The organism is Streptomyces sp. TRM68367, from assembly GCF_014495685.1.
In the GTDB taxonomy this organism is placed as follows: Bacteria; Actinomycetota; Actinomycetes; order Streptomycetales; family Streptomycetaceae; genus Streptomyces.
Genome location: NZ_JACTVI010000008.1, coordinates 121,906 through 144,914, shown reverse-complemented (window position 1 = coordinate 144,914; position 23,009 = coordinate 121,906). Strand labels below are relative to the sequence as shown.

Sequence of the window (23,009 nt, the reverse complement as noted above, 5' to 3'; positions counted from 1 at the left end):
CGAGTGGGACCGGCAGGTGGCCGGTGATCAGCGCCGGAGAGTCGGCGACAGGCAGCAGGACGGCAGGGATCGATCTGCCGACATGACTCGTTCTTACGGGGGTTGAGATGTATCAGGTGGTACGGGCGCGGCTGCGTGCCCTGGTGTGCAGGGTGGCTGCGGCGCGGAGGGACGCGGGGATGGTCACCTCCGAGTACGCGATGGGGATCATCGCGGCGGTGGGGTTCGCGGCGGTGCTCTACAAGGTGGTGACCGGCGGGCCCGTGGGTGCGGCGCTCCAGAACGTCGTGAAGCAGGCACTCGATGGGCGGATGTGAGGCGCGGGGCGGGGACCGGGGGTTCGTGACGGCGGAGTCGGCCGTGGTGCTGCCCGTGCTGGTGGCGTTCGCGATGACGCTGGTGTGCGGGCTGCTCCTGGTGGGGGCGCAGATCAAGTGCGTGGACGCCGCGCGGGCCGCCGCCCGCGCGGCGGCCCGCCAGGAACCGGCCGGCGCGGTCGCGGAGCTGGCCCGCGAGGCGGCGCCGCACGGCGCGAGGGTCACGGTCAGCCGGGATGCCGGCCAGGTCCGCGTGACCGTCGTGGTGCGGCCGTCGATGCCGGTTGGCCGGCCCTTCGAGCTGCGGGAGGAGGCCGTGGCTTCGGTGGAGGGGGTGGTGGAGTGATGAGAGACGGTGCCCTGGACGGGGCCCTCGCCACGGGGCCCCGGGCGGCCGGGGTGCGGCGCTCCGACCGGGGGACGGCAGGTGAGTGCGGCCGTGCGGGCGGGTGCCGACGTGGCCGTGGCCTGGCGGCTGTGTGGTGGCCCGGTTGTGGTTGGGCCGCTGGGTGCCGGAGTGGTCGTGGCTTGGCGGCTGTGTGGCGGTCTGGCTGGGGCTGGGCCGGTGGGCGGCGGGGCGGCGGTCGCTTGGCGGCTGTGTGGCGGTCCGGTCGGCGCTGGGCCCGCAGGTGGCGGAGTGGCCGTGGCCATGCGGCTGCGTCGCGGTCCGACCGGGGCTCCGCCACCGTCTGGAGCGTCGGGGCCATCGCCGTGCTGTGCGTCGTCTTCGGCATTGTGCTGGCGCTGGGGCAGGCCGTCCTGGCCCGGCACCGGGCGGCCGGCGGTGCGGATCTCGCGGCGCTCGCGGCGGCGGACCACTGGGCGGACGGTGCCGCGGCGGCCTGCGGCCGGGCGGACCGGGTGGCCCGGGCGCAGGGCGTACGGCTCGTGCGGTGCGCCCTCGTCGGCGAGATCTCGGACGTGACGGCGGCGTCGGGACGGGGGCCGTTCGCGGTGGAGGTCAGGGCGCGGGCGGGGCCTGCGGCACCGGCGGGAGCGGCTCAGAGGGCGGATCCTGCGGGACCGCGTCCCCGGACGGACTCTGCCGGGCCGGCCCCCCGCGCGGATCCTGCGAAGGTTCCGTCGGCCGTCCCTCGTCCGGCCGCTCCTGCGCCGACCGCGTCCGTGCCGGTTGGACCTGGGGCGCTTGCGCCGTCGCCGGCCCCCTTGCCGCTTCCGCCCCGGCTCGCCGCTCCACGGGCGGCTCCCCGGCCGCCTGCGCCTCTGCAGTCGGCTCCCCAGCCGCCCGTGCACCTGCCGTCGGCCCCTCGGGCGCCGGCCCCTCAGCCGTCGTCTCATCCGCCGTCCGTCCCTCCGGTGCCCCCTCCAGCAGCACCGTGAGCAGGCGTACCGCGCCCCTCTTGTGCAAGGGATCGTTGCCGTTGCCGCACTTGGGGGACTGAATGCAGGACGGGCAGCCGGAGTCGCACTCGCAGGAGGCGATGGCCTGGCGGGTGGCGGTAAGCCAGGCGCGGGCGGTGTGGAAGGCGCGCTCCGCGAAGCCCGCGCCGCCGGGGTGGCCGTCGTAGACGAAGACCGTCGGGAGGAGCGTGTCGGGGTGCAACGGGATGGACACGCCGCCGATGTCCCAGCGGTCGCAGGTCGCGAAGAGGGGCAGCATGCCGATCGACGCGTGCTCGGCGGCGTGCAGGGCGCCGCCGAGGAACTCCGGGTTGATCCGCGCCCGGTCCAGCTGGTCCTCGGTGACCGTCCACCACACCGCGCGCGTGCGCAGCGTACGAGGAGGGAGGTCGAGCTTCGACTCGCCCAGCACTTCACCGGTGATCAGCCGGCGACGCAGGAAGGAGACGACTTGGTTGGTGACCTCGACGGAGCCGTAGCACAGGCGGCCGTCACCCCAGGGGACCTCGATGTCGGTCTCCAGAACGGAGATCGTCGTCGTGTCGCGGGCGACCGTCGAATACGGCGGGCCGGCCTCCTCGACCAGGGCGACGGAGTCCTCCAGGTCCAGTGTCCGCACCAGGTACGTGCGGCCCTGGTGCAGGTGCACCGCGCCCTCGTGGACGGTCGTGTGGGCGGCGCCCGCGTCCACCGTGCCCAGCAGCCGGCCGGTGCCCGCCTCGACGACCTGCACCGGCCGCCCGCCCTCCCCGCGGATGTCGGTCAGGTCGGCGGCACGCTCCCGGCGCGTCCAGTGCCAGGCCTTCGTGCGGCGGCGCAGCAGCTTCGCTGCCTCCAACTGGGGGAGGAGGTCCTCGCACGCTGGGCCGAACAGGTCGAGGTCCTCCTCCGTCAGGGGGATCTCGGCGGCGGCCGCGCACAGGTGCGGGGCGAGCACGTAGGGGTTGTCGGGGTCGAGGACCGTCGACTCCACGGGTTGGTCGAACAGGGCCTCGGGGTGGTGGACGAGGAAGGTGTCCAGCGGGTCGTCGCGGGCGACCAGGACGGCCAGGGCACCCTCCCCGGACCGCCCTGCCCGGCCCGCCTGCTGCCACAGGGACGCGCGCGTGCCCGGGTAGCCGGCGATGACGACCGCGTCCAGGCCGGAGATGTCGACGCCGAGTTCGAGGGCGTTCGTCGCGGCGAGGCCGAGGAGCTCGCCGGAGTACAGCGCGCGTTCGAGGGCGCGGCGCTCCTCGGGGAGGTAGCCGCCGCGGTACGCCGCGACACGCCGGGCCAGTGAGCGGTCGACCTCGGCGAGGCGTTCCTGGGCGATGACGGAGATCAGCTCGGCGCCGCGCCGGGATCGCACGAAGGCGACCGAGCGCACGCCCTGCACGGTGAGGTCGGTCAGCAGGTCAGCGGCCTCGGCGGTGGCCGTACGCCGGACGGGTGCGCCCTTCTCGCCGTGCAACTCGGTCAGCGGTGGCTCCCAGAGGGCGAACACCAGTTCACCACGCGGGGAGGCGTCGTCGGCCACCTCCACCACCGGCACACCGGTCAGGCGCCGGGCGGCCACCGAGGGCTCGGCGGCGGTCGCGGAGGCCAGCAGGAACACGGGCGACGCGCCGTAGCGGGCACACAGACGGCGCAGTCGGCGCAGCACCTGGGCGACGTGCGAGCCGAAGACGCCGCGGTAGGTGTGGCACTCGTCGATGACGACGTACTTCAGCGACTTCAGGAAGGAGGACCAGCGGGGGTGGGACGGGAGTATGCCGCGGTGCAGCATGTCCGGGTTGGTCAGCACGTAGTTGGCGTACTGGCGGATCCACTCGCGTTCCTCGAACGGCGTGTCGCCGTCGTACACCGCGGCGCGCACGGAATTGCCAAGGGGCTGTGAAAGTTCCTTCACCGATCGACACTGGTCCGCCGCGAGTGCCTTCGTCGGGGCGAGGTAGAGCGCGGTGGCGCCGCGGCCGTTCGGAGCACCGGAGCCGTCCAGGAGAGTGGACAGTACCGGGACCAGATACGCCAGGGACTTGCCGGAGGCGGTGCCCGTGGCGACGACGACCGACTCGCCGTCCAGGGCGTGTTCGGCCGCGCGTGCCTGGTGGGTCCACGGATGCTCGATGCCCGCTGCCTGCACGGCTGCGATGACCTCGGAACGGATCCGGTCCGGCCAGACTGCATGGCGGCCCGCACGTGGGGGCAAGTGCTCCGTATGAGTAATGCGCGCAGCCCGGCTCGGCCCTGCGGCGAGCCGGTCCAGGACCGTGCCCGGCGCGGGCCGGGACACGGGGTCCGCCGAGGGTCGATCGGATCTGTGATTCTTGGCCATCGGCACCGAGTGTGTCACTGGCGTGACGGACAATGGGGCCAAGGCGTCGTGCACGCCTGCCGGTAAGTGATTGAATGCCATCGCGGCTGGCGAACCGTCCCGGGGGCTCCAAGCCGAGGTGTCCCGAGGGGCGACCGCTCGATAGCAAGGTGCTGGAGGATCCGTGGACCTGTCCCTGTCGACCCGTACTGTCGGCGATCGTACGGTCGTCGAGGTCGGTGGCGAAATCGACGTATATACCGCGCCCAAGCTGCGCGAGCAGCTGGTCGAGCTGGTGAACGACGGGAGTTTCCACCTCGTCGTCGACATGGAGGGCGTGGACTTCCTCGACTCCACCGGTCTCGGCGTGCTGGTCGGCGGCCTGAAGCGGGTGCGTGCCCATGAGGGCTCGCTGCGCCTGGTGTGCAACCAGGAGCGCATTCTCAAGATCTTCCGCATCACCGGTCTCACCAAGGTGTTCCCGATCCACACCTCGGTCGATGAAGCGGTGGCGGCCACCGACTGATCACCGCACCGGGCCGCGCGCCCGGGGCGGCACAAGTAGACACCGTGGGGGGCTGGGCTGTTGGCGGCCCGGCCCCTCGACCGCACGCCCGTAGTTGCGAGGGGGATTCATGGCCACCGTTGAACTCCGCTTCAGCGCGCTGCCCGAGCACGTCCGCACCGCCCGGCTGGTGGCGGCAGCGGTGGCGCGCAGGGCCGGAGTGGACGAGGCCGTCCTCGACGAGGTCAGGCTCGCCGTCGGCGAGGCCTGCACGCGGGCCGTCGGGCTGCATCAGAACGGCGGTATCTCGGCACCTGTGAAGGTGCTGCTGATCGAGGAGGAGAAACAGTTCTCCATCGAGGTCGGCGACGAGGCACCGCGCTCGGTCCCGGGGGAGCGGGCGCCCGGAAACGGGTCCGGCGACCCCGAGGCGGAGGCCGACGAGGACGAGATGGGCCTCGCGGTCATCAGCGGTCTCGTCGACGACGTCGAGGTCAGCGCCGGGGAGCACGGCGGCCTGATCCGCATGACGTGGCCGACCACGCCGCCGACCGTGCTCGCCTGAACCGCTCATCGCGCACGCGCCTGCGCGACGCCTGCGAAACCGAAGGGCCCCACCTCGTGGGGCCCTTCGCCATGTGCGGCTTGCGGTACCCGCGTTTACAGTGGTTGCTGAGCGGTCCATTACGTGAATTCGTTCACGATCAATCGTGTGATCAATGGGTCATACAGGAATGCTTTCAGGGCATTACCGGGGTGAAGGCCAATTCGATTTCTCGCGCACTGTTTTGATCAGGTTCCGGTACCTACAATCCCGTCCACATCTTGAGCTCAGCCCAAGCGTCAAGGAGGACGAATGGCGGGGCTTTCCATCTCACATCAGTCGGGCCACCCCACACACCTCGCAGCCGCCGTGCTCACCGACGACAACCGCGTCCTCATCGCGGTCTTCGTGGTCGTCGCGCTCGCGGCGCTCGTGGTCGCCGGCATCCTGGTTCGCCAGGTGCTCGCGGCCGGCGAGGGCACCGACAGCATGAAGAAGATCGCGGCCGCGGTCCAGGAAGGCGCGAACGCCTATCTGGCCCGTCAGCTGCGTACGCTCGGCGTATTCGCCGTCGTCGTCTTCTTCCTGCTCATGCTGCTGCCCGCGGACGACTGGAATCAGCGTGCCGGGCGCTCGGTGTTCTTCTTGATCGGCGCGGCCTTCTCGGCAGCCACCGGCTATATCGGCATGTGGCTGGCCGTGCGCAGCAATGTGCGCGTCGCCGCGGCGGCCCGGGAAGCGACACCGGCTCCAGGCGAACCGGAAAAGGATCTCACTCTCGTCTCGCACAAAGCGATGAAGATCGCATTTCGCACGGGCGGCGTGGTCGGCATGTTCACGGTGGGGCTCGGCCTGCTGGGCGCCTCCTGCGTGGTGCTGGTCTACGCGGCCGACGCGCCGAAGGTGCTCGAGGGCTTCGGCCTCGGCGCGGCGCTCATCGCGATGTTCATGCGGGTCGGCGGCGGCATCTTCACCAAGGCCGCCGACGTCGGCGCCGACCTGGTCGGCAAGGTCGAACAGGGCATCCCGGAGGACGATCCGCGCAATGCCGCGACCATCGCCGACAACGTGGGCGACAACGTCGGCGACTGCGCGGGCATGGCGGCCGACCTCTTCGAGTCGTACGCCGTGACCCTGGTCGCCGCGCTGATCCTCGGCTCGGCGGCCTTCGGCGACGCCGGGCTCGCCTTCCCGCTGCTCGTGCCCGCGATCGGCGTGATCACCGCGATGATCGGCATCTTCGCGGTGGCGCCGCGCCGGGCCGACCGCAGCGGCATGACCGCGATCAACCGTGGGTTCTTCATCTCCGCGGTGATCTCGCTCGTGCTGGTCGCCGCAGCCGTCTTCATCTACCTCCCTGGCAGCTACGCCGAACTCGACGGGGTCACCGACGCGGCGATCCAGGGCAAGGACGGCGACCCGCGGATCCTCGCGCTCGTCGCGGTGGCCATCGGCATCGTGCTCGCCGCCCTGATCCAGCAGCTGACCGGCTACTTCACGGAGACCAACCGACGGCCCGTCAAGGACATCGGCAAGTCCTCGCTCACCGGCCCCGCCACCGTCGTCCTCGCCGGTATCTCGGTCGGTCTCGAATCCGCCGTCTACACCGCCCTGCTGATCGGCCTCGGCGTGTACGGGGCGTTCCTGCTCGGCGGTACGTCGATCTTGCTGGCGCTGTTCGCGGTGGCGCTGGCCGGCACCGGCCTGCTCACCACCGTCGGCGTGATCGTCGCGATGGACACCTTCGGCCCGGTCTCCGACAACGCGCAGGGCATCGCCGAGATGTCCGGCGACGTCGAGGGCGCGGGCGCGCAGGTGCTCACCAACCTGGACGCCGTCGGCAACACCACCAAGGCGATCACCAAGGGCATCGCGATCGCCACCGCCGTCCTCGCGGCGGCGGCGCTGTTCGGGTCGTACCGTGACGCGATCCTCACCGGCGCGCGGGACGTGGGCGAGAGGCTCAGCGGAGAAGGCGCCCCGATGAGCCTGATGATGGACATCTCTCAGCCCAACAACCTCGTCGGTCTCATCGCGGGCGCGGCGGTCGTCTTCCTCTTCTCGGGGCTGGCGATCAACGCGGTGTCCCGGTCGGCGGGCGCCGTGGTGTACGAGGTGCGGCGGCAGTTCCGCGAGAGGCCCGGGATCATGGACTACAGCGAGAAGCCGGAGTACGGCAAGGTCGTCGACATCTGCACCAAGGACGCCCTGCGCGAGCTCGCCACACCCGGTCTGCTCGCCGTGTTGGCGCCGATCTTCATCGGGTTCACGCTCGGTGTCGGGGCGCTCGGCGCGTTCCTGGCGGGCGCGATCGGGGCGGGCACGCTGATGGCGGTGTTCCTCGCCAATTCCGGCGGCGCCTGGGACAACGCCAAGAAACTCGTCGAGGACGGCCACCACGGCGGCAAGGGCAGCGAGGCCCATGCGGCGACCGTCATCGGCGACACTGTCGGCGATCCCTTCAAGGACACCGCCGGTCCGGCGATCAACCCGCTGCTGAAGGTCATGAACCTGGTGTCGCTGCTGATCGCACCGGCCGTCATCAAGTTCTCCTACGGCGCCGACGAGAACATCGGCGTGCGGATCGGGATCGCGGCCCTCGCGTTCGTCGTGATCGTCGGCGCGGTCTACGTCTCCAAGCGGCGAGGAATCGCCATGGGTGACGAAGACAACGCCGAGCGGCAGTCCAAGTCGGCCGATGCGGCGGTGGTTTCGTAGCCCCCTGAACCCGGGTCATCGCACAAGTCCCAGCTCAAGGTGCGGGCGGACGGCGCGCGTTTGATGCGCCGTCCGCCCGCTCTGTGTGTTCACACCCCTCGCGTGAGCCTTCTCTCACTTGGTGCAAATGGTTACAAAAAGGTATTAATGAACGCCCGACCGGAGGTTGTCGCCCATCTGGCGTGTATGTTCCGGGGCCGAGAGCCGTGGAAGGGACCAATCCGGTGAACAAGAAGCTCGCGGCCGCACTGTCCGGCGGTGCGGTACTGGTACTGGCGCTGTCCGGATGCGGCGGCGACGAAAACGAGAAGCTGAACTCCTGGGCGAAGCAGGTCTGCGATGCGGTCCAGCCGCAGGCGAAGAAGATCGAGGCCGCCAACGCCGCGATCCAGAGCGAGTCCGCCGAGGACAGCAAGGCGGAAGCCGTCCAGAAGGCGGACTCCCGGGCCTTCCAGGACATGGCCGACGCCTACAACGCGATCGGGGCCGCCGTGCAAAAGGCCGGGGCGCCGGATGTCGCGAACGGCGAGAAGAAGCAGAAGGACGCGGTCAAGGAGCTCAACGGCATCTCCTCGTCGTACGCCGGCCTGAAGAAGCAGGTCGACGCGCTCAACACCAAGGACCAGATCAAGTTCGCCGACGGCCTCAAGGCCATCGCCGGCGAGCTGGACAAGCTGAGCAAGAGCGGAAACGAGGCCCTGAAGGCGCTGGAGGAGGGTGACGTCGGCAAGGCCATGGCCAAGCAGGCCAGCTGCAAGACGGCCACGGCGTCGGCGACGGCCACCCAGAGCTGAGCCGCTCCGCCGCCCAAGGAAGGCGATCGTTCGTCAACCGAAAGAAGTCCCGGTACGCGCGCGTGGCAGGGCTCCGGGCATCGGGGAGCGCCCCGCCGCACGGACACGCACGATGCCGGTCCCGGCCGCCACAATGGTGGGCGTGAGCACTCCCAGCCCCTCCCCGCTGCCCGCCCTGCCCGCCTCCGACCGACCCGACGCCGCCGCCCGGCTCCGGGACGCCCTGCTCGGCGTGTCCTTCACCGCCGACGGACTGCTCGACCTGCTCGGCGCCCCCGCCTATGCCGCGCTGGCCCGCAGCGAAACCGTGCCCGCGCTCCGGGCGACCCGCGGCGACACGCCGCTGGAGACGCTCGTACGGCTGTTCCTGCTCCAGCAGCCCGTGCCGCACGCGCGCGTGGCGGACGTCCTGCCCATGCCGGAGTGCCTGGAGAGCGGGTGGCTGGTCCGGGCCGGTGGGGACGAGGTCGCGGCGACCGTGGACGTCCGTCCGTACGGCGGGCCCGCGGGCGAGGACTGGTTCATCGTGTCCGACCTGGGCTGCGCGGTCGGCGGCGCCGGCGGCATCGGGCGCCGGGACGAACGCGTCGTCCTCGGCATCGGCGGCGCCTCCACGACCCTGGCGGGCATCACCGTGCGTACGGCCGTCTCCTCCGCGCTCGACCTGGGCACCGGCTCCGGCATCCAGGCGCTGCACGCCGCCCAGCACGCCACGCGCGTGACCGCGACCGACGTCAACCCACGCGCCCTGCACATCACCGCGCTCACCCTCGCCCTGTCCGGCGCACCCGCCGCAGACCTGCGCGAGGGCTCCCTCTTCGAACCGGTCCGGGACGACGAGAGGTACGACCTGATCGTGTCGAACCCGCCGTTCGTGATCTCCCCGGGCGCCCGGCTGACGTACCGCGACGGCGGGATGGGCGGGGACGATCTGTGCCGCTCGCTCGTTCAGGGAGCGGGGGAGCGGCTGAACGAGGGCGGGTTCGCGCAGTTCCTCGCCAACTGGCAACACGCGGAAGGGGAGGACTGGCAGGACAGACTCAGGTCATGGGTGCCTCGCGGGTGCGACGCCTGGATCGTGCAGCGTGAGGTGCAGGACGTCACCCAGTACGCCGAGCTGTGGCTCAGGGACGCCGGCGACCATCACGGCGACCCGGCCGAGTACCAGGCGCGGTACGACGGGTGGCTGGAGGAGTTCGAGGCGCGCAAGGCGAAGGCAGTCGGCTTCGGCTGGATCATCCTGCGCAGGACCGGGGCCGCTGTGCCCTCGGTCACCGTGGAGGAGTGGCCGCATCCGGTCGAGCAGCCGCTCGGCGACACGGTCCGCGCGCACTTCGGCCGGCTCGACTACCTGCGGGCGCACGACGACGCGGCGCTGCTCGAAGGGCACTTCCGGCTCGCCCCCGAGATCGTTCAGGAACAGGTCGGGCTGCCCGGCGCCGAGGACCCCGAGCACGTCGTGCTGCGCCAGCATCGCGGCATGCGCCGGGCCACCCGCGTGGACACGGTCGGCGCGGGCTTCGCGGGCGTGTGCGACGGCACCATGAGCGCGGGCCGCATCCTGGACGCCATCGCCCAGCTGCTCGGCGAGGACCCGGTGGTCCTGCGGGACCGTACGCCCGCTCAGATCCGGCTGCTGGTGGAGCAGGGCTTCCTGGAACCGGCGCACTGAGCGGCGGGCGCGGCCGGGCCGGCCTCCGGCCGCCGCTTCCGGAAGCGCCGCGCCACCGTCCGTGCCCGTACCCGCGATGCCGCCCTCCGCCGTGCCCGCGCCGTCAGCTGACCCGACCCCCGGCCATGCCGGCGCCGTCGGATGAGACGTACCCGACATATTCGAGCCGTTTTGGACGCCGCGTCGGGAAACGGACCCGGAGATCCTTTGGAAGATCCCCACGGGCGGACGGGCGCGCTCCGGCGGCGTCGGTGGTCTGGCGTTCATCCGGGGTTCGCCTGGGCGCCGCCCGCGCGTGTCAGCCTCCCGGGGCTGGGCACTCGCGGGCGGGAGGAAGGGGCACGGGAGCCATGGAAGCCGTACCGGCGATCTTCGCTGGAGTGGTGTTCTCCCTGTTCGGAGCGGGTCTGCTGGTGTGGACGGCGACCCGGGTACGACAGCGCAGGCCCGTCGCCCAGGGTATGAGCCCCGTCGCATCGGCGACCGTCGCGAGCCTTGCCGCGGTGGCCACGCTGACCCTCGGGGCGTGGTGCCTGACCCGCCTCTGAAGACCGCGGACGACCTACGGCCGGATCGCACCCCCCGTAATGGGGAGATTGCGCTCCGGAGAGGGCCGAACGTGCTGCTGGGCACTCAGGGCGGCAGGAATGGTGGTAGTCGGGTTACCGTTCGAGTGGCCGTTGCGGGCTTTTCCCGTTTGACACGGGGGCGGGATGTACCGTCACACTCCGCAGCGTCACCATGACCCGACCCCGGGAGCACAGGCCTGGGGAGGCCCCAGCGTCGACCGGAGAGAAGAGCGAAGTTGTCCCCGACCAGCGAGACCGCAAAGGGCGGCCGCCGACTCGTCATCGTCGAGTCGCCTGCCAAGGCGAAGACGATCAAGGGCTATCTCGGGCCCGGATACACCGTCGAGGCGAGCGTCGGGCACATCCGCGACCTTCCCAACGGCGCCGCGGAGGTGCCCGAGAAGTACACCGGCGAGGTCCGCCGCCTCGGCGTGGACGTCGAACACGACTTCCAGCCGATCTATGTCGTCAACGCCGACAAGCGGGCCCAGGTCAAGAAGCTCAAGGACCTGCTGAAGGACTCCGACGAGCTCTACCTGGCCACCGATGAGGACCGGGAGGGCGAGGCCATCGCCTGGCACCTCCAGGAGGTGCTCAAGCCCAAGGTCCCGGTCAAGCGGATGGTCTTCCACGAGATCACCAAGTCCGCGATCCAGGCCGCCGTGGCCAATCCGCGCCAGCTCAACCAGAAGCTCGTCGACGCCCAGGAGACCCGCCGCATCCTCGACCGTCTGTACGGCTACGAGGTCTCGCCGGTGCTGTGGAAGAAGGTCATGCCGCGCCTGTCGGCGGGCCGCGTCCAGTCGGTCGCGACACGACTCGTCGTGGAGCGGGAACGCGAGCGCATCGCGTTTCGTTCTGCCGAGTACTGGGACCTGACGGGCACCTTCGCGACCGGCCGCGCGGGGGACGCGTCAGACCCGTCGTCGCTGGTCGCCCGCCTGCAGACCGTCGACGGCAGGCGGGTAGCGCAGGGCCGCGACTTCGACTCCCTGGGACAACTGAAGAGCGCGAACACCCTCCACCTCGACGAGGCGAACGCCCGCGCCCTGGCCGCCGCCCTGGAGGACACCCAGTTCTCCGTGCGGTCCGTCGAGTCCAAGCCGTACCGCCGCTCGCCGTACGCCCCGTTCCGTACCACGACGCTGCAGCAGGAGGCCAGCCGCAAGCTCGGCTTCGGCGCGAAGGCGACCATGCAGATCGCGCAGAAGCTGTACGAGAACGGCTACATCACCTACATGCGTACGGACTCCACGACCCTGAGCGACACGGCGGTCGCCGCCGCCCGCGCCCAGGTCACGCAGCTGTACGGCGGGGACTACCTGCCGCCGCAGCCGCGGACGTACGCCGGCAAGGTCAAGAACGCGCAGGAGGCGCACGAGGCGATCCGGCCCTCGGGTGATCGTTTCCGCACGCCCGCCGAGACCGGCCTGACCGGCGACCAGTTCAAGCTCTACGAGCTGATCTGGAAGCGGACCGTCGCCTCCCAGATGAAGGACGCGACCGGCAACAGCATCACCGTGAGGATCGGGGGCAGCGCGGCCGACGGGCGGGACGTCGAGTTCACCGCGTCCGGCAAGACGATCACCTTCCACGGCTTCCTGAAGGCGTACGTCGAGGGCGCCGACGACCCGAACGCCGAGCTCGACGACCGCGAGCGCCGGCTGCCGCAGGTCGCCGAGGGCGACCGGCTCACCGCCGAGGAGATCACCGCCGACGGCCACGCCACCAAGCCGCCCGCCCGCTACACCGAGGCGTCGCTGGTCAAGGAGCTGGAAGAGCGCGAGATCGGCCGCCCGTCGACGTACGCGTCGATCATCGGCACGATCCTCGACCGCGGCTATGTATTCAAGAAGGGCACGGCCCTCGTGCCGTCCTTCCTGTCCTTCGCCGTGGTCAACCTCCTGGAGAAGCACTTCGGGCGGCTCGTCGACTACGGCTTCACCGCGAGGATGGAGGACGACCTCGACCGCATCGCGCGCGGCGAGGCACAGGCGGTGCCGTGGCTGAAGCGGTTCTACTTCGGCGAGGGCTCCCACAACGGCGGCGCGGCCGAGGCGGGCAACGGCGACGGGGACCACCTCGGCGGCCTCAAGGAACTGGTGACCGACCTGGGCGCGATCGACGCGCGCGAGGTGTCGTCGTTCCCGGTGGGCCACGACATCGTGCTGCGGGTCGGGCGCTACGGCCCGTACATCGAGCGCGGCGAGAAGGACACCGACAAGCACCAGCGCGCCGACATCCCGGCCGACCTGGCGCCCGACGAGCTGACCGTCGACCTGGCCGAGGAGCTGCTCGCCAAGCCGAGCGGCGAGCGCCCGCTGGGCACCGACCCGGAGTCCGGCCGGCCGATCGTCGCCAAGGACGGCCGCTACGGCCCGTACGTCACGGAGATCCTCCCCGAGGGCACCCCGAAGACGGGCAAGAACGCCGTCAAGCCGCGCACGGCCTCGCTGTTCAAGTCGATGACGCTGGACACGGTGACGCTGGAGGACGCGCTGCGGCTGATGTCGCTGCCGCGTGTCGTCGGCGCCGACGCCGAGGGCCAGGAGATCACCGCGCAGAACGGCCGCTACGGCCCGTACCTGAAGAAGGGCACGGACTCCCGGTCGCTCCAGACCGAGGAGCAGCTCTTCACGATCACGCTGGAGGAGGCGCTGGCGATCTACGCCCAGCCCAAGCAGCGTGGCCGTGCGGCCGCCAAGCCGCCGCTGAAGGAGCTGGGCGAGGACCCGGTCAGCGGCAAGCCGGTGGTCGTCAAGGACGGCCGCTTCGGGCCGTACGTCACCGACGGGGAGACCAACGCGACCCTGCGCTCCGGCGACAGCGTCGAGACGATCACCCCCGAGCGCGGCTTCGAACTGCTCGCCGAGAAGCGTGCGAAGGCGCCCGCCAAGAAGACGGCGAAGAAGTCCGCCGCGAAGAAGGCCCCGGCCAAGAAGGCGGCGGCGAAGAAGACGACCACCGCGAAGAAGACCGCGGCGAAGAAGACGACGACCGCCAAGAAGACGACCGCCAAGACGACCGCGAAGAAGGCGACCGCGTCCAAGGCGGCGGAGGACTGAGCGCCCTTCAGGACGTCCGTCAGGGCCGGCACCGGTAACGTCCTTGGGAACCGGGCCCGTTGAGGGCCCGGTTCGGTGCGCGCGGCGTACGGTGGGCAGTACGCGGGTGTACGCCGGGTTCGCGAAACGAACGGCTTGGTATCGCTTCGGTGTCGGGGCGGGCGTACGTTCGGGCAGGCGCTCCCTGTCAGTGGGTGCCGATAGGCTGAATGCATGACCCGAGCCGAGCAGCCAACGGCCCCTGACAACGCTCCCGACGAGACGCTGGTCGCGGACTCCCGCGAGCGCGCCGTGCGGGCTCTGCTGCGCCAACCGCAGTTGAAGCGCCTGTGGAGCGCACAGCTCGTGAGCGGCGTCGGCGACACCCTGTCCCTTCTGGTGCTGGTCGTCCTCGCCCTTCAGGCGGCGATCGCCGAGGGCTCGTTCGGCGGTGGCTACCGAGGCGTGGCGTTCGCAGTGGCGACCGTTTTCGGGGTGCGCATCCTCGCGACGCTCCTCTTCGGCGCCGTCCTCCTCGGCCCGCTGACGTCGCTCACCTCCCAGGACGGCCCGCTCGACCGCCGCTGGACCATGGTCGGCGCCGACGGTCTGCGGGCGGCGGCGCTCATCATCGCGCCGCTGTGGATCGACTGGATGCCGGGCGACGCCCTGGCCGCCCTCCTGGTCACCGTCTTCGTGATCGGCGTCGCCGAGCGGTTCTGGTCGGTGTCGCGGGAGAGCGCCGCGCCCGCGCTGCTGCCCACCCCGCCGCCCGAGGGCGCGACGGTACGGCCGCTGCCGGACCACATGGACGCGCTGCGCCGCCTGTCGCTGCGTACGGGCTTCGTGGCGATCCCGCTCGCGGCCGCCGCGCTCGTCACCGCGGCGCTGTTCAACAACCTGCTCGGCGCGGGCATCGACTGGTTCGCCCAGCACCAGGCGGCTCTCGCGTCGTACGTCGCGGCCGGACTGTTCGCCGCGTCCCTGTCCCTGCTGACCTTCCTGGATCTGCCCGGCACGCGCACCCCGCGCGCGCGGTCGCCGCTTGAGGGGCTGCGCCGCCCCAAGGCGGGCTCGGTCGCCGACAAGGGCCGCACCGGCGCGATTCCGTTGCTGGTGCCCGCCTGCGCGGCCGTCGCGGGGGCGATCGCGGCAGCCGTCGCCGTCGCCGTGTTGCACGCCAAGGACCTGGGCGGCGGCCCGGTGCTGTACGGCCTGCTGGTGTGCGCGCTGACCGGCGGGGTCGTGGTCGGCATCCGTACGGCGCCCGCGCTGCTGCCCGCCCTGTCACGGCGGCGGCTGATGGCGCTGGCGATCGCCTTCACCGGCGTCGCGCTGTTGGCCGCCGGGCTCGTCCCGGACGTCACCAGCGTGCTGCTGATCCTCGCGCTGGCCGGCGTCGGCGCGGGCGTCGCCGCCAACACCGGGCACACCCTCCTCGACCAGGAGGCCGAGGACCACCGCCGGACGCGCACGACCGAGCACCTGCACGCAGTGGTCCGGGTCTTCGTGGCGCTCGGCGCGGTGATCGCCCCCTTGGTGGCGGCCGGGATCGGCCCGCACCGCCTGGAGAGCGGCAAGTTCGTCTTCGCGCACGGCGGTGCCGCCTTCACCCTCATGCTCGTCGGCGCGCTGCTGCTGCCGGTGGCCGCGCTGGTGCTGGCCAAGGTCGACGACCGCGCCGGTGTGCCGCTGCGGCAGGACCTGAAGGACGCGCTGCTCGGCGGCGACGACCCGGAGCAGGCGCCCGCGACGTCCGGTTTCTTCATCGCCCTGGAGGGCGGCGACGGCGCCGGGAAGTCCACCCAGGCCGAGGCGCTCGCGGAGTGGATCCGCTCCAAGGGCCACGAGGTCGTGCTCACACGCGAGCCGGGGGCGACCCCGGTGGGCAAGCGGCTCCGCTCGATCCTGCTGGACGTCTCCAGCGCGGGCCTGTCGCACCGGGCGGAGGCGTTGCTGTACGCCGCCGACCGCGCCGAGCACGTCGACACCGTCGTACGGCCCGCCCTGGAGCGCGGCGCCGTGGTGATCACGGACCGCTACATCGACTCCTCGGTGGCCTACCAGGGGGCGGGCCGCGACCTGTCCCCCACCGAGATCGCCCGCATCAACCGCTGGGCGACGAACGGCCTGGTGCCGAATCTGACCGTCCTGCTGGACGTCGCGCCGGAGACCGCGCGCGAGCGGTTCACCGAGGCGCCGGACCGGCTGGAGTCGGAGCCGGCCGAGTTCCACGCGCGCGTGCGGTCCGGTTTCCTGACGCTGGCCGCGTCCGACCCTGGCCGGTATCTGGTCGTGGACGCGGGCCAGGAGGCCGAAGCAGTCACCACCGTGATCCGGCACCGGCTCGACCAGGTGCTGCCGCTGTCCGAGGCCGAGATCAAGGCCCGGGAGGAGGCGCGGAAGAAGGCCGAGGAGGAGGCCCGCCGCAAGGCGGAGGAAGAGGCCCGGCGCAAGGCCGAGGAGGAGCGCCTGGAGCGCGAGCGCCAGGAGCAGCTCGCGCGGCTGCGTGCCGAGGAGGAGGAGCGCAAGCGGCGCGAGCTGGAGGAGGCGCAGCGGCGCGAGGCCGAACGGCAGGCGGAGGAGGCCCGGCTGCGCGCCGAGGAGGCGCGGAAGAAGGCCGAGGAGGAGCGGGCCCGGCTCCTCGCCGAGGAGAAGGCCCGGGCCGAGGAGGAGGCCCGCCGCAAGGCCGAGGAGGAACGGCGCCGCGAGCAGGCCGAGGAGGAGGCGCGGATCCGTGTCGAGGCCGAGGCGCAGCGCCTGGAGAAGCAGCGCAAGGCCGAGGAGGCGCTGCTGCGGGCCGAGGAGGCACGGCGCCTGGCGGAACAGGCCGCGTCCGCGGCGGAGGCGGGCCGGAAGCCGACGGCGCCCGCGGCGGACACCGGTCGGCGTGCGCCTTCCGGGCCGACGGCCGCGCCGGATGCGGCGACTGTGCCGACGCCGGTGGTGAAGCCGGGGGACCGGCCCGGTGGGTCGGCCGAGGAGACGACGGTGCTGCGGCCGGTGCGGGATGAGCCGGGCGAGCCCGGGAAGCAGGCGGAGGATCGGACCCGGTCCGAGAACGCCGGTCCCGAGGGCTCCGACTCCGAGGAGACCGCCCAGCTGCCGAAGCCGCCGGCGCCGCCGGGGGAGGCCGACGAGACGGCGGTGCTGCCGCAGGTTCCTCCGGGCGCCGCGGACGAGACGGCCGTCCTGCCGCCGGTGCGTGGCGAGGACCCGGCGAACCGGGTGCCGCCCGGCTTCTTTCGGGACGAGCAGTCCTCCGGGCCCGACGGCTCCGAGGACCGCACCCGCGAGATGCCCCAGGTCGACGCCGACGGCACCCCGCGACGCCGCGAGCGGTCCGACTGGGCCGAGGAGACCCCCCTGGACGATCTGCCGACCCTGGCGGACGAGCTGCTGGGCCCACGGGAGGACGAGTACGACGACGACGGCCCCCGGAGGCGGGGACGCCGCCGCGGCTGACGCGGGCCGGGTGTCCGGCGTTCACTGATGGCCGGGGGTGGGGTCGCGCGGCCCGGCGCTGGCGGGGTGCCTCCCCCACGCTCGAACGAGCTCGCGCGGGGCACCCCCATCGCCCCGCAGCGGCCGGCGTCAACGTACGACCACCTCCGTAGCCGACCTCATCGCCGGGCCGAGGACGGACATCCCCCGGCGCGGCACCGACCCACTCACCGGACCCTGGGTACGGCGCGTACCCCCACAGGAGGCGCTCAGGCCGCCGCAGGCACAGAACACAAACCCGCACCCGACCACTCACCGCGCACACCACCCACCCCCGGCTGTCAGTGCTCACCCCCACAATGGATTCCGCAAGGCTGGACGTGACGGAAGGGCGGCGTGACCCATGAGCGTGTGGGACGACCTGGTCGGGCAGGAGCGGGTGAGCGCGGAGCTCGGTGCCGCGGCTCGGGACGCCGATGCCCTGGTCAGTGCGGTTGCTGCCGATACGCCGTTGCCCGAGGCGTCGAAGATGACGCATGCCTGGCTGTTCACGGGGCCGCCCGGAGCCGGGCACATTCAGGCGGCGCGGGCGTTCGCCGCCGCGTTGCAGTGCGTGAGCCCCGACAGGGCACTCGGCGGCGCCCCGGGATGCGGGTTCTGCGACGGTTGCCACACCGCCCTCATCGGCACCCACGCCGACGTCTCCACGGTCGCCGCCGTCGGCGCCCAGATCATCGCCGACGACATGCGCGACACCGTCCGCAAGTCGTTCACCTCACCCGCGAACGGCCGCTGGCAGATCATCCTCGTCGAGGACGCCGAGCGGCTGAACGAGAAGTCCGCCAACGCCGTCCTCAAGGCCGTCGAGGAGCCCGCCCCCCGCACGGTCTGGCTGCTGTGCGCCCCCTCCATCGAGGACGTCCTGCCGACCATCCGCTCCCGCTGTCGCCACCTGAACCTGCGCACCCCCTCGGTCGACGCCATCGCCGACATGCTCGTACGACGCGAGGGCATCGAACCCGACGTAGCCGCCGCGGCGGCCCGCGCCACCCAGGGCCACGTCGACCGCGCGCGCCGATTGGCCACCGACCCGGCCGCCCGCGAGCGCCGCGCCGCCGTACTGAAGCTGCCGCTCAGGGTCGAGGAGATCGGCAGCGCGCTCAGGGCCGCCCAGGAACTTGTCGACGCGGCGGCGGACGACGCCAAGCAGCTCGCCGAGGAGACGGACGCCAAGGAGACCGAGGAGCTGAAGGCGGCGCTCGGCGCGGCCCAGGGCGGCCGGCTCCCGCGCGGCACGGCCGGCGTGATGAAGGACCTGGAGGACAAGCAGAAGCGCCGCAGGACACGGACGCAGCGCGACAGCCTCGACCTCGCCCTGACCGACCTCACCGCCTTCTACCGCGACGTCCTCGCCCTCCAGCTCGGCTCCCGCACCGCCCTCGCCAACACGGACGCCGACGACGCGCTGGAGCGCCTCGCCCGCACCAGCACCCCGGAGTCCACGCTCCGCCGCATCGAGGCGATCGCCGCCTGCCGCGAGGCCCTCGACCGCAACGTGGCCCCCCTGCTCGCCGTGGAGGCGATGACGATGGCCCTCAGAACGGGCTGAACGAGACCAATCCCTCGAGACCAGCCCCAACAAACGCCACCGCCCCCACGACCAGGCCGTCCCCCAGGGACCAGGCCGCCCTCCCGCCGGGCCAACCGGAACCGGTCGAGCCCACCTCACCCACCCCACCGGAGGTTGACCATGTAACTCGTACGAGGCACAACGTGCACGCACGGCACTCGCTCCGTCGCGGAGAGTTACGCTCGCTGGATGTACACGAGGCGCACCCACCGCAGGCCCCGAACGGCACGTACCGGAGCCACTCTCCTCGCCGCCACCGTGCTGCTCGTCTCCGCCTGCTCCTCCGGCAGCACGACGAGTTCCGCCAGCTCGGAGGCGGAGGCGGCGGCCCTGACCGCGCTGCCCCGGTCCACGCCCCCGGCGCTCGCGACGTACTACGCACAGCGGCCGCACTGGCGCAAATGCGGCGTCCCAGGCTTCCAGTGCGCCACGTTCAAGGCGCCACTGGACTACGCCAAGCCCTCCGCCGGTGACGTCCGGCTCGCCGTCGCCCGGAAGAAGGCCACGGGCCCGGGCAAGCGGCTGGGCTCGCTGCTGGTGAACCCCGGCGGCCCGGGCGGCTCGGCGGTCGGCTACCTCCAGTCGTACGCCGGGATCGGCTACCCGGCCGGCGTCCGCGCCCGCTACGACATCGTGGCCGTCGACCCGCGGGGCGTCGCCCGCAGCGAGCCCGTCGAGTGCCTGGACGGGCGGGAGATGGACACGTACACGCAGACGGACAACACGCCGGACGACGCGAAGGAGACCGGCGCGCTCGTCGACGCGTACCGCACGTTCGCCGAGGGCTGCGGCGCGCAGGCACCGCGGCTGTTGCGCCATGTGTCCACGGTCGAGGCGGCCCGGGACATGGACATCGTGCGGGGAGTGCTGGGCGACCGGCGGCTCAACTACGTCGGCGCGTCGTACGGGACACTCCTCGGCGCGACATACGCCGGGCTGTTCCCGCAGCGGGCGGGCCGGCTGGTGCTGGATGGCGCGCTGGACCCGTCGCTGCCCGCTCGCCGGCTGAACCTGGAGCAGACGGCGGGCTTCGAGAGGGCGTTCCAGTCGTTCGCGAAGGACTGCGCGCGGCGGTCCGACTGCCCGCTGGGCGGCCGGGGCGCCACGCCCGGCCGGATCGGCAGGAACCTCACGGCGTTCTTCGAGAAGCTGGACGCCCACCCCCTCCCCACCGGCGACGCGGACGGCCGCCGGCTGACCGAGTCCCTCGCCACCACCGGCGTGATCGCGGCGATGTACGACGAGGCCTCCTGGGAGCAGGTGCGCGAGGCGCTGACCTCGGCGATGAAGGAGAACGACGGCACGGGCCTGCTCGTCCTCTCCGACAGCTACTACGAGCGCGACGCCGACGGCCGCTACGCCAACCTGATGTTCGCCAACGCCGCCGTGAACTGCCTCGACCTCCCGGCCGCCTTCGACACCCCGGACGATGTCCGCAGGGCCCTGCCCTCCTTCGAGAAGGCGTCCCCCGTCTTCGGCGAGGGCCTCGCCTGGGCCGCCCTGAACTGCGCGTACTGGCCGGTGGCGGCCACGGGGGAGCCGCGCCGCATCGAGGCGAAGGGCGCCGCCCCGATCGTCGTCGTCGGCACCACCCGCGACCCGGCGACGCCGTACCGCTGGGCGAAGGCCCTCGCCCGCCAGCTCTCCTCGGCCCGCCTCCTCACCTACGAGGGCGACGGCCACACCGCATACGGCCGCGGCAGCGCCTGCATCGACTCCGCGATCGACGCCTACCTCCTGCGCGGCACCCCGCCCACGGACGGAAAACGCTGCTCGTAGCCCCGACCACGGCCCCGGAGCCCCGCCCTCCGGGGCCGGTACGGAGCACCCCCGGAAACTGTGTAGACTTACCGACGTTGCCGATCGCACCATAGTGCGGACGGCGTGCCGCCTTAGCTCAGATGGCCAGAGCAACGCACTCGTAATGCGTAGGTCTCGGGTTCGAATCCCGAAGGCGGCTCTATCCCTGACCAGGGAAAACAGCTCGAACAAAGGCCCCCAAGATGATCTTGGGGGCCTTCTGCGTGAGCGGATGGGAACATCCTGGGAACATGCCGTCAGGCAGCGTCCTCGGTGGGAACATCCGGGGCTTCCTCGGCGGTCTCCGGGTCATCTTGCTGCTCATCGTCCGCTGCGGCCTCGCCCTCGGTCTGCGGCTGCGGGATGACGCGCTTGCGTGAGCGGGGCACGACGGACACGGTCGCCTCGGCGGCCTCGCGTTCCACTTCCGCGAGGACGGTGGTGTAGATGTCGGAGGTGACGCGGATCGAGGAGTGGCCGAGCCTGCGTTGGACGGTGACCATGGCCACGCCTGCCCGCAGGGCGAGCGTCGCCGAGCCGTGCCGGAGATCGTGCAGCCGGATCGGCGGCAGGTCGACCTTCTTGTAGAGGCGCTCGAAGCGGTCGGAGAAGTACTGGGGGTGGTACTCCGTGCCGTCCTCAAGGGTGAAGACCCGGCCGCTGTTGGTCCACTCCCCGGTGGATTCGAGCCACTCCTGCTTCTCGGCCTCCTGGCGCCCGCGCCACCACCGCAGCAGGGCGATCGTGTCCTCGTCCAGGGATATGTCGCGGATGTTGTCGGACTTCGGGGTGTCCTCGTGCGGCTCGTAGGCGACAGTGACGATCTCCTCGGTGATGTGGATGACGCCGGCGTCGAGGTCTACCTCTGCCCAGGACAGGGCGCAGGCTTCGCCGCGGCGCAGGCCGAGGAAGGCGATGATGACCCACAGGGGGTAGAGGCGGTCGTAGACCACCGAGTCGAGGAACTTGCCGGTCTGCTCCGGAGTCCAGACCATGACCGGGGAGGGCTTCTTGCCGGTCTTGCGCCAGGCTTCGACGCGGGCGGCGGTCCACTCCAGCGCCTTGGCCTTGCGTACCCGGGGCGTCTGGATCATGGATGCCCAGTTGTCGGTGACCATCCGGCGCTTGCGGGCGTCTTCGACAGCGGAGCTGAGCGCCATCTTGATGCGGTGCTGGGTGGCGGGACCAGTCTGGCGGCGCGGGCGGGCGAGAGCGGCCTTGAGGTGGGCCCTGGCCTCGTTCCACGTCTCGCGCAATTGGGGGTCGCGAGGGGCGGTGGCGTCGCGCCATGCTGCGTGCGCCTTCTTCTCGGCCTCGCGGGCCAGCTGGGCGGCAGCCTGGTTCTTCTCCTTGACCTTGTTCTCGGCCTGGATGGCGGCGAACATCTCCTCGATGTGCCGGGGCCGGAGTTCACGGAGCTTGATGTGGCCGAGATATGGGGTGAAGTACAGGCGTAGGTAGTCCTCGTAGCTCTTCTTGGTGGTGGCCTTGAGGTCGTGCTGGTTGTCGAGCCAGCGGCGCAGGTACTCGCCGACGGTCTCGTCGGACAGGACATCGACTCCGGCCTGTGCGTCCCGGTAGACCTTTTCCGCTGCTGCGGCGGCTTGCTTCTGGGTCTGGAACCCGCCCTTCTTGGGGTGGCGGCGCTTGCCGCCCGGGCCGGCGGGGATCTCGATGGAGTAGTACCAGGAGCCGTGGTCGCGCCGCTTCAGCTTGGGGCACCGCTTCTCCAGGTATCCGATCTTCGGGGTGCCGTCCTCGTTGAGGATGGGCTTGCCCACCTTGTCGGTGAGCGGGCCTTTGCAGGCGCATCGCTTGTAGGTCTTGTCCTCGAACACAGGTCTCCCCTGGGTGGCTGGCTGACTGCCAGCGGTGGTGCGGATGGTGTGCGTCTTGCACTGCGTGGAATTGCAAGATCTTTCTCAAGCCTGTGGGGGCTGTCGGACACTGAGGTAAAGTCGCCCACAAGTTGGCGCGGGGGAGATTGCGACCAACGACATGACTGCTCAGGGAGCGGGCGGGCAGGCTTCCGCCGGAGTGATGGGCCTGGAGGAGCTGCTGTCTCTTCCGGCCACGGTCAATGTGGTAACTGCCAGCCGTGCCCTCGGGATCAGCCGGGACAAGGCGTACGAGCTGATCCGGAACGGGACTTTCCCAGTTCGGACGCTCGCGCTGGGTGGGAAGACACGCGTGCCGACGGCGGAGCTGTGGAAGCTCCTTGGCGTTGAGGGCACGTACGTGTAGCCGTTGTGAAAGGGGTTGCGGCGCAGGTCAGTGCATGCGCAGACATCTGCCTCTTGCAACAGTGTGACCT

The 23,009-nt window shown here is 71.5% G+C and carries 15 protein-coding genes, 1 tRNA gene and 1 pseudogene; 15 read left to right on the top strand and 2 right to left on the bottom strand.

What is annotated here, in order from left to right; all coding sequences use genetic code 11:
• The first annotated feature begins 107 nt into the window (after positions 1 to 107).
• The 3 genes and pseudogenes from H8R17_RS08880 to H8R17_RS08870 form a co-directional block, all read left to right on the top strand.
• A complete protein-coding gene (locus tag H8R17_RS08880; protein WP_187822590.1) occupies positions 108 to 317 on the top strand; it encodes a DUF4244 domain-containing protein in 210 nt (69 codons plus the stop codon).
• Positions 304 to 663 carry a TadE family type IV pilus minor pilin gene (locus H8R17_RS08875; RefSeq protein WP_187822589.1) on the top strand — a complete coding sequence of 120 codons (360 nt, stop codon included), beginning with the start codon at positions 304 to 306 and terminating at the stop codon, positions 661 to 663. Before H8R17_RS08880 ends, H8R17_RS08875 begins: the two co-directional genes overlap by 14 nt.
• Positions 664 to 914: 251 nt before the next feature.
• Positions 915 to 1,310: pseudogene (locus tag H8R17_RS08870) on the top strand (Rv3654c family TadE-like protein); the annotation flags it as partial.
• On the opposite strand, the gene H8R17_RS08865 reads toward H8R17_RS08870, so the two are convergent.
• On the bottom strand, positions 1,279 to 4,077 hold the full coding sequence (locus H8R17_RS08865) for a DEAD/DEAH box helicase (protein ID WP_262505119.1): 2,799 nt from the start codon (positions 4,075 to 4,077) through the stop codon (positions 1,279 to 1,281). The pseudogene H8R17_RS08870 and the gene H8R17_RS08865 sit on opposite strands and share 32 nt — an antisense overlap.
• An 82-nt stretch (positions 4,078 to 4,159) precedes the next feature.
• Here H8R17_RS08865 and bldG point away from each other — a divergent pair, with 82 nt between their 5' ends.
• From bldG to H8R17_RS08810, 11 genes are all read left to right on the top strand, one after another.
• Positions 4,160 to 4,501 (top strand): anti-sigma factor antagonist BldG, encoded by a 342-nt coding sequence (gene bldG, locus H8R17_RS08860; RefSeq protein WP_005475923.1) that lies wholly within the window; start codon positions 4,160 to 4,162, stop codon positions 4,499 to 4,501.
• 109 nt (positions 4,502 to 4,610) lie between these two features.
• On the top strand, positions 4,611 to 5,045 hold the full coding sequence (locus H8R17_RS08855) for an ATP-binding protein (protein WP_187822588.1): 435 nt from the start codon (positions 4,611 to 4,613) through the stop codon (positions 5,043 to 5,045).
• Positions 5,046 to 5,336: 291 nt separating this feature from the next.
• Positions 5,337 to 7,742, top strand: a complete 2,406-nt coding sequence (locus tag H8R17_RS08850; RefSeq protein ID WP_187822587.1) for a sodium-translocating pyrophosphatase — start codon at positions 5,337 to 5,339, stop codon at positions 7,740 to 7,742.
• Between the two features lie 224 nt (positions 7,743 to 7,966).
• Positions 7,967 to 8,536 (top strand): small secreted protein, encoded by a 570-nt coding sequence (locus H8R17_RS08845; RefSeq protein ID WP_316959352.1) that lies wholly within the window; start codon positions 7,967 to 7,969, stop codon positions 8,534 to 8,536.
• 133 nt (positions 8,537 to 8,669) lie between these two features.
• On the top strand, positions 8,670 to 10,208 hold the full coding sequence (locus H8R17_RS08840; protein WP_187822636.1) for a class I SAM-dependent methyltransferase: 1,539 nt from the start codon (positions 8,670 to 8,672) through the stop codon (positions 10,206 to 10,208).
• A gap of 350 nt (positions 10,209 to 10,558) precedes the next feature.
• On the top strand, positions 10,559 to 10,756 hold the full coding sequence (locus H8R17_RS08835; protein ID WP_187822585.1) for a hypothetical protein: 198 nt from the start codon (positions 10,559 to 10,561) through the stop codon (positions 10,754 to 10,756).
• Between the two features lie 257 nt (positions 10,757 to 11,013).
• Positions 11,014 to 13,842, top strand: coding sequence for a type I DNA topoisomerase (topA, locus tag H8R17_RS08830; protein ID WP_187822584.1), 2,829 nt, complete (start codon positions 11,014 to 11,016; stop codon positions 13,840 to 13,842).
• A gap of 213 nt (positions 13,843 to 14,055) precedes the next feature.
• Entirely contained in the window at positions 14,056 to 17,286 is a 3,231-nt protein-coding gene (tmk, locus tag H8R17_RS08825) for a dTMP kinase (RefSeq protein ID WP_187822583.1), read from the top strand.
• Between the two features lie 382 nt (positions 17,287 to 17,668).
• Positions 17,669 to 18,874, top strand: coding sequence for a DNA polymerase III subunit delta' (locus H8R17_RS08820; RefSeq protein ID WP_187822582.1), 1,206 nt, complete (start codon positions 17,669 to 17,671; stop codon positions 18,872 to 18,874).
• Positions 18,875 to 19,084: 210 nt separating this feature from the next.
• Positions 19,085 to 20,674: an alpha/beta hydrolase gene (locus H8R17_RS08815; RefSeq protein ID WP_187822581.1), complete on the top strand. Its 1,590-nt coding sequence runs from the start codon at positions 19,085 to 19,087 to the stop codon at positions 20,672 to 20,674.
• Between the two features lie 107 nt (positions 20,675 to 20,781).
• Positions 20,782 to 20,855 (top strand) — tRNA-Thr (locus H8R17_RS08810).
• A 97-nt stretch (positions 20,856 to 20,952) separates the two neighbouring features.
• Here the strand turns inward: H8R17_RS08810 and H8R17_RS08805 are convergent.
• Positions 20,953 to 22,533 carry a tyrosine-type recombinase/integrase gene (locus H8R17_RS08805; RefSeq protein ID WP_187822580.1) on the bottom strand — a complete coding sequence of 527 codons (1,581 nt, stop codon included), beginning with the start codon at positions 22,531 to 22,533 and terminating at the stop codon, positions 20,953 to 20,955.
• Positions 22,534 to 22,693: 160 nt separating this feature from the next.
• Here H8R17_RS08805 and H8R17_RS08800 point away from each other — a divergent pair, with 160 nt between their 5' ends.
• On the top strand, positions 22,694 to 22,939 hold the full coding sequence (locus tag H8R17_RS08800; RefSeq protein WP_316959351.1) for a helix-turn-helix domain-containing protein: 246 nt from the start codon (positions 22,694 to 22,696) through the stop codon (positions 22,937 to 22,939).
• Positions 22,940 to 23,009: the final 70 nt, after the last annotated feature.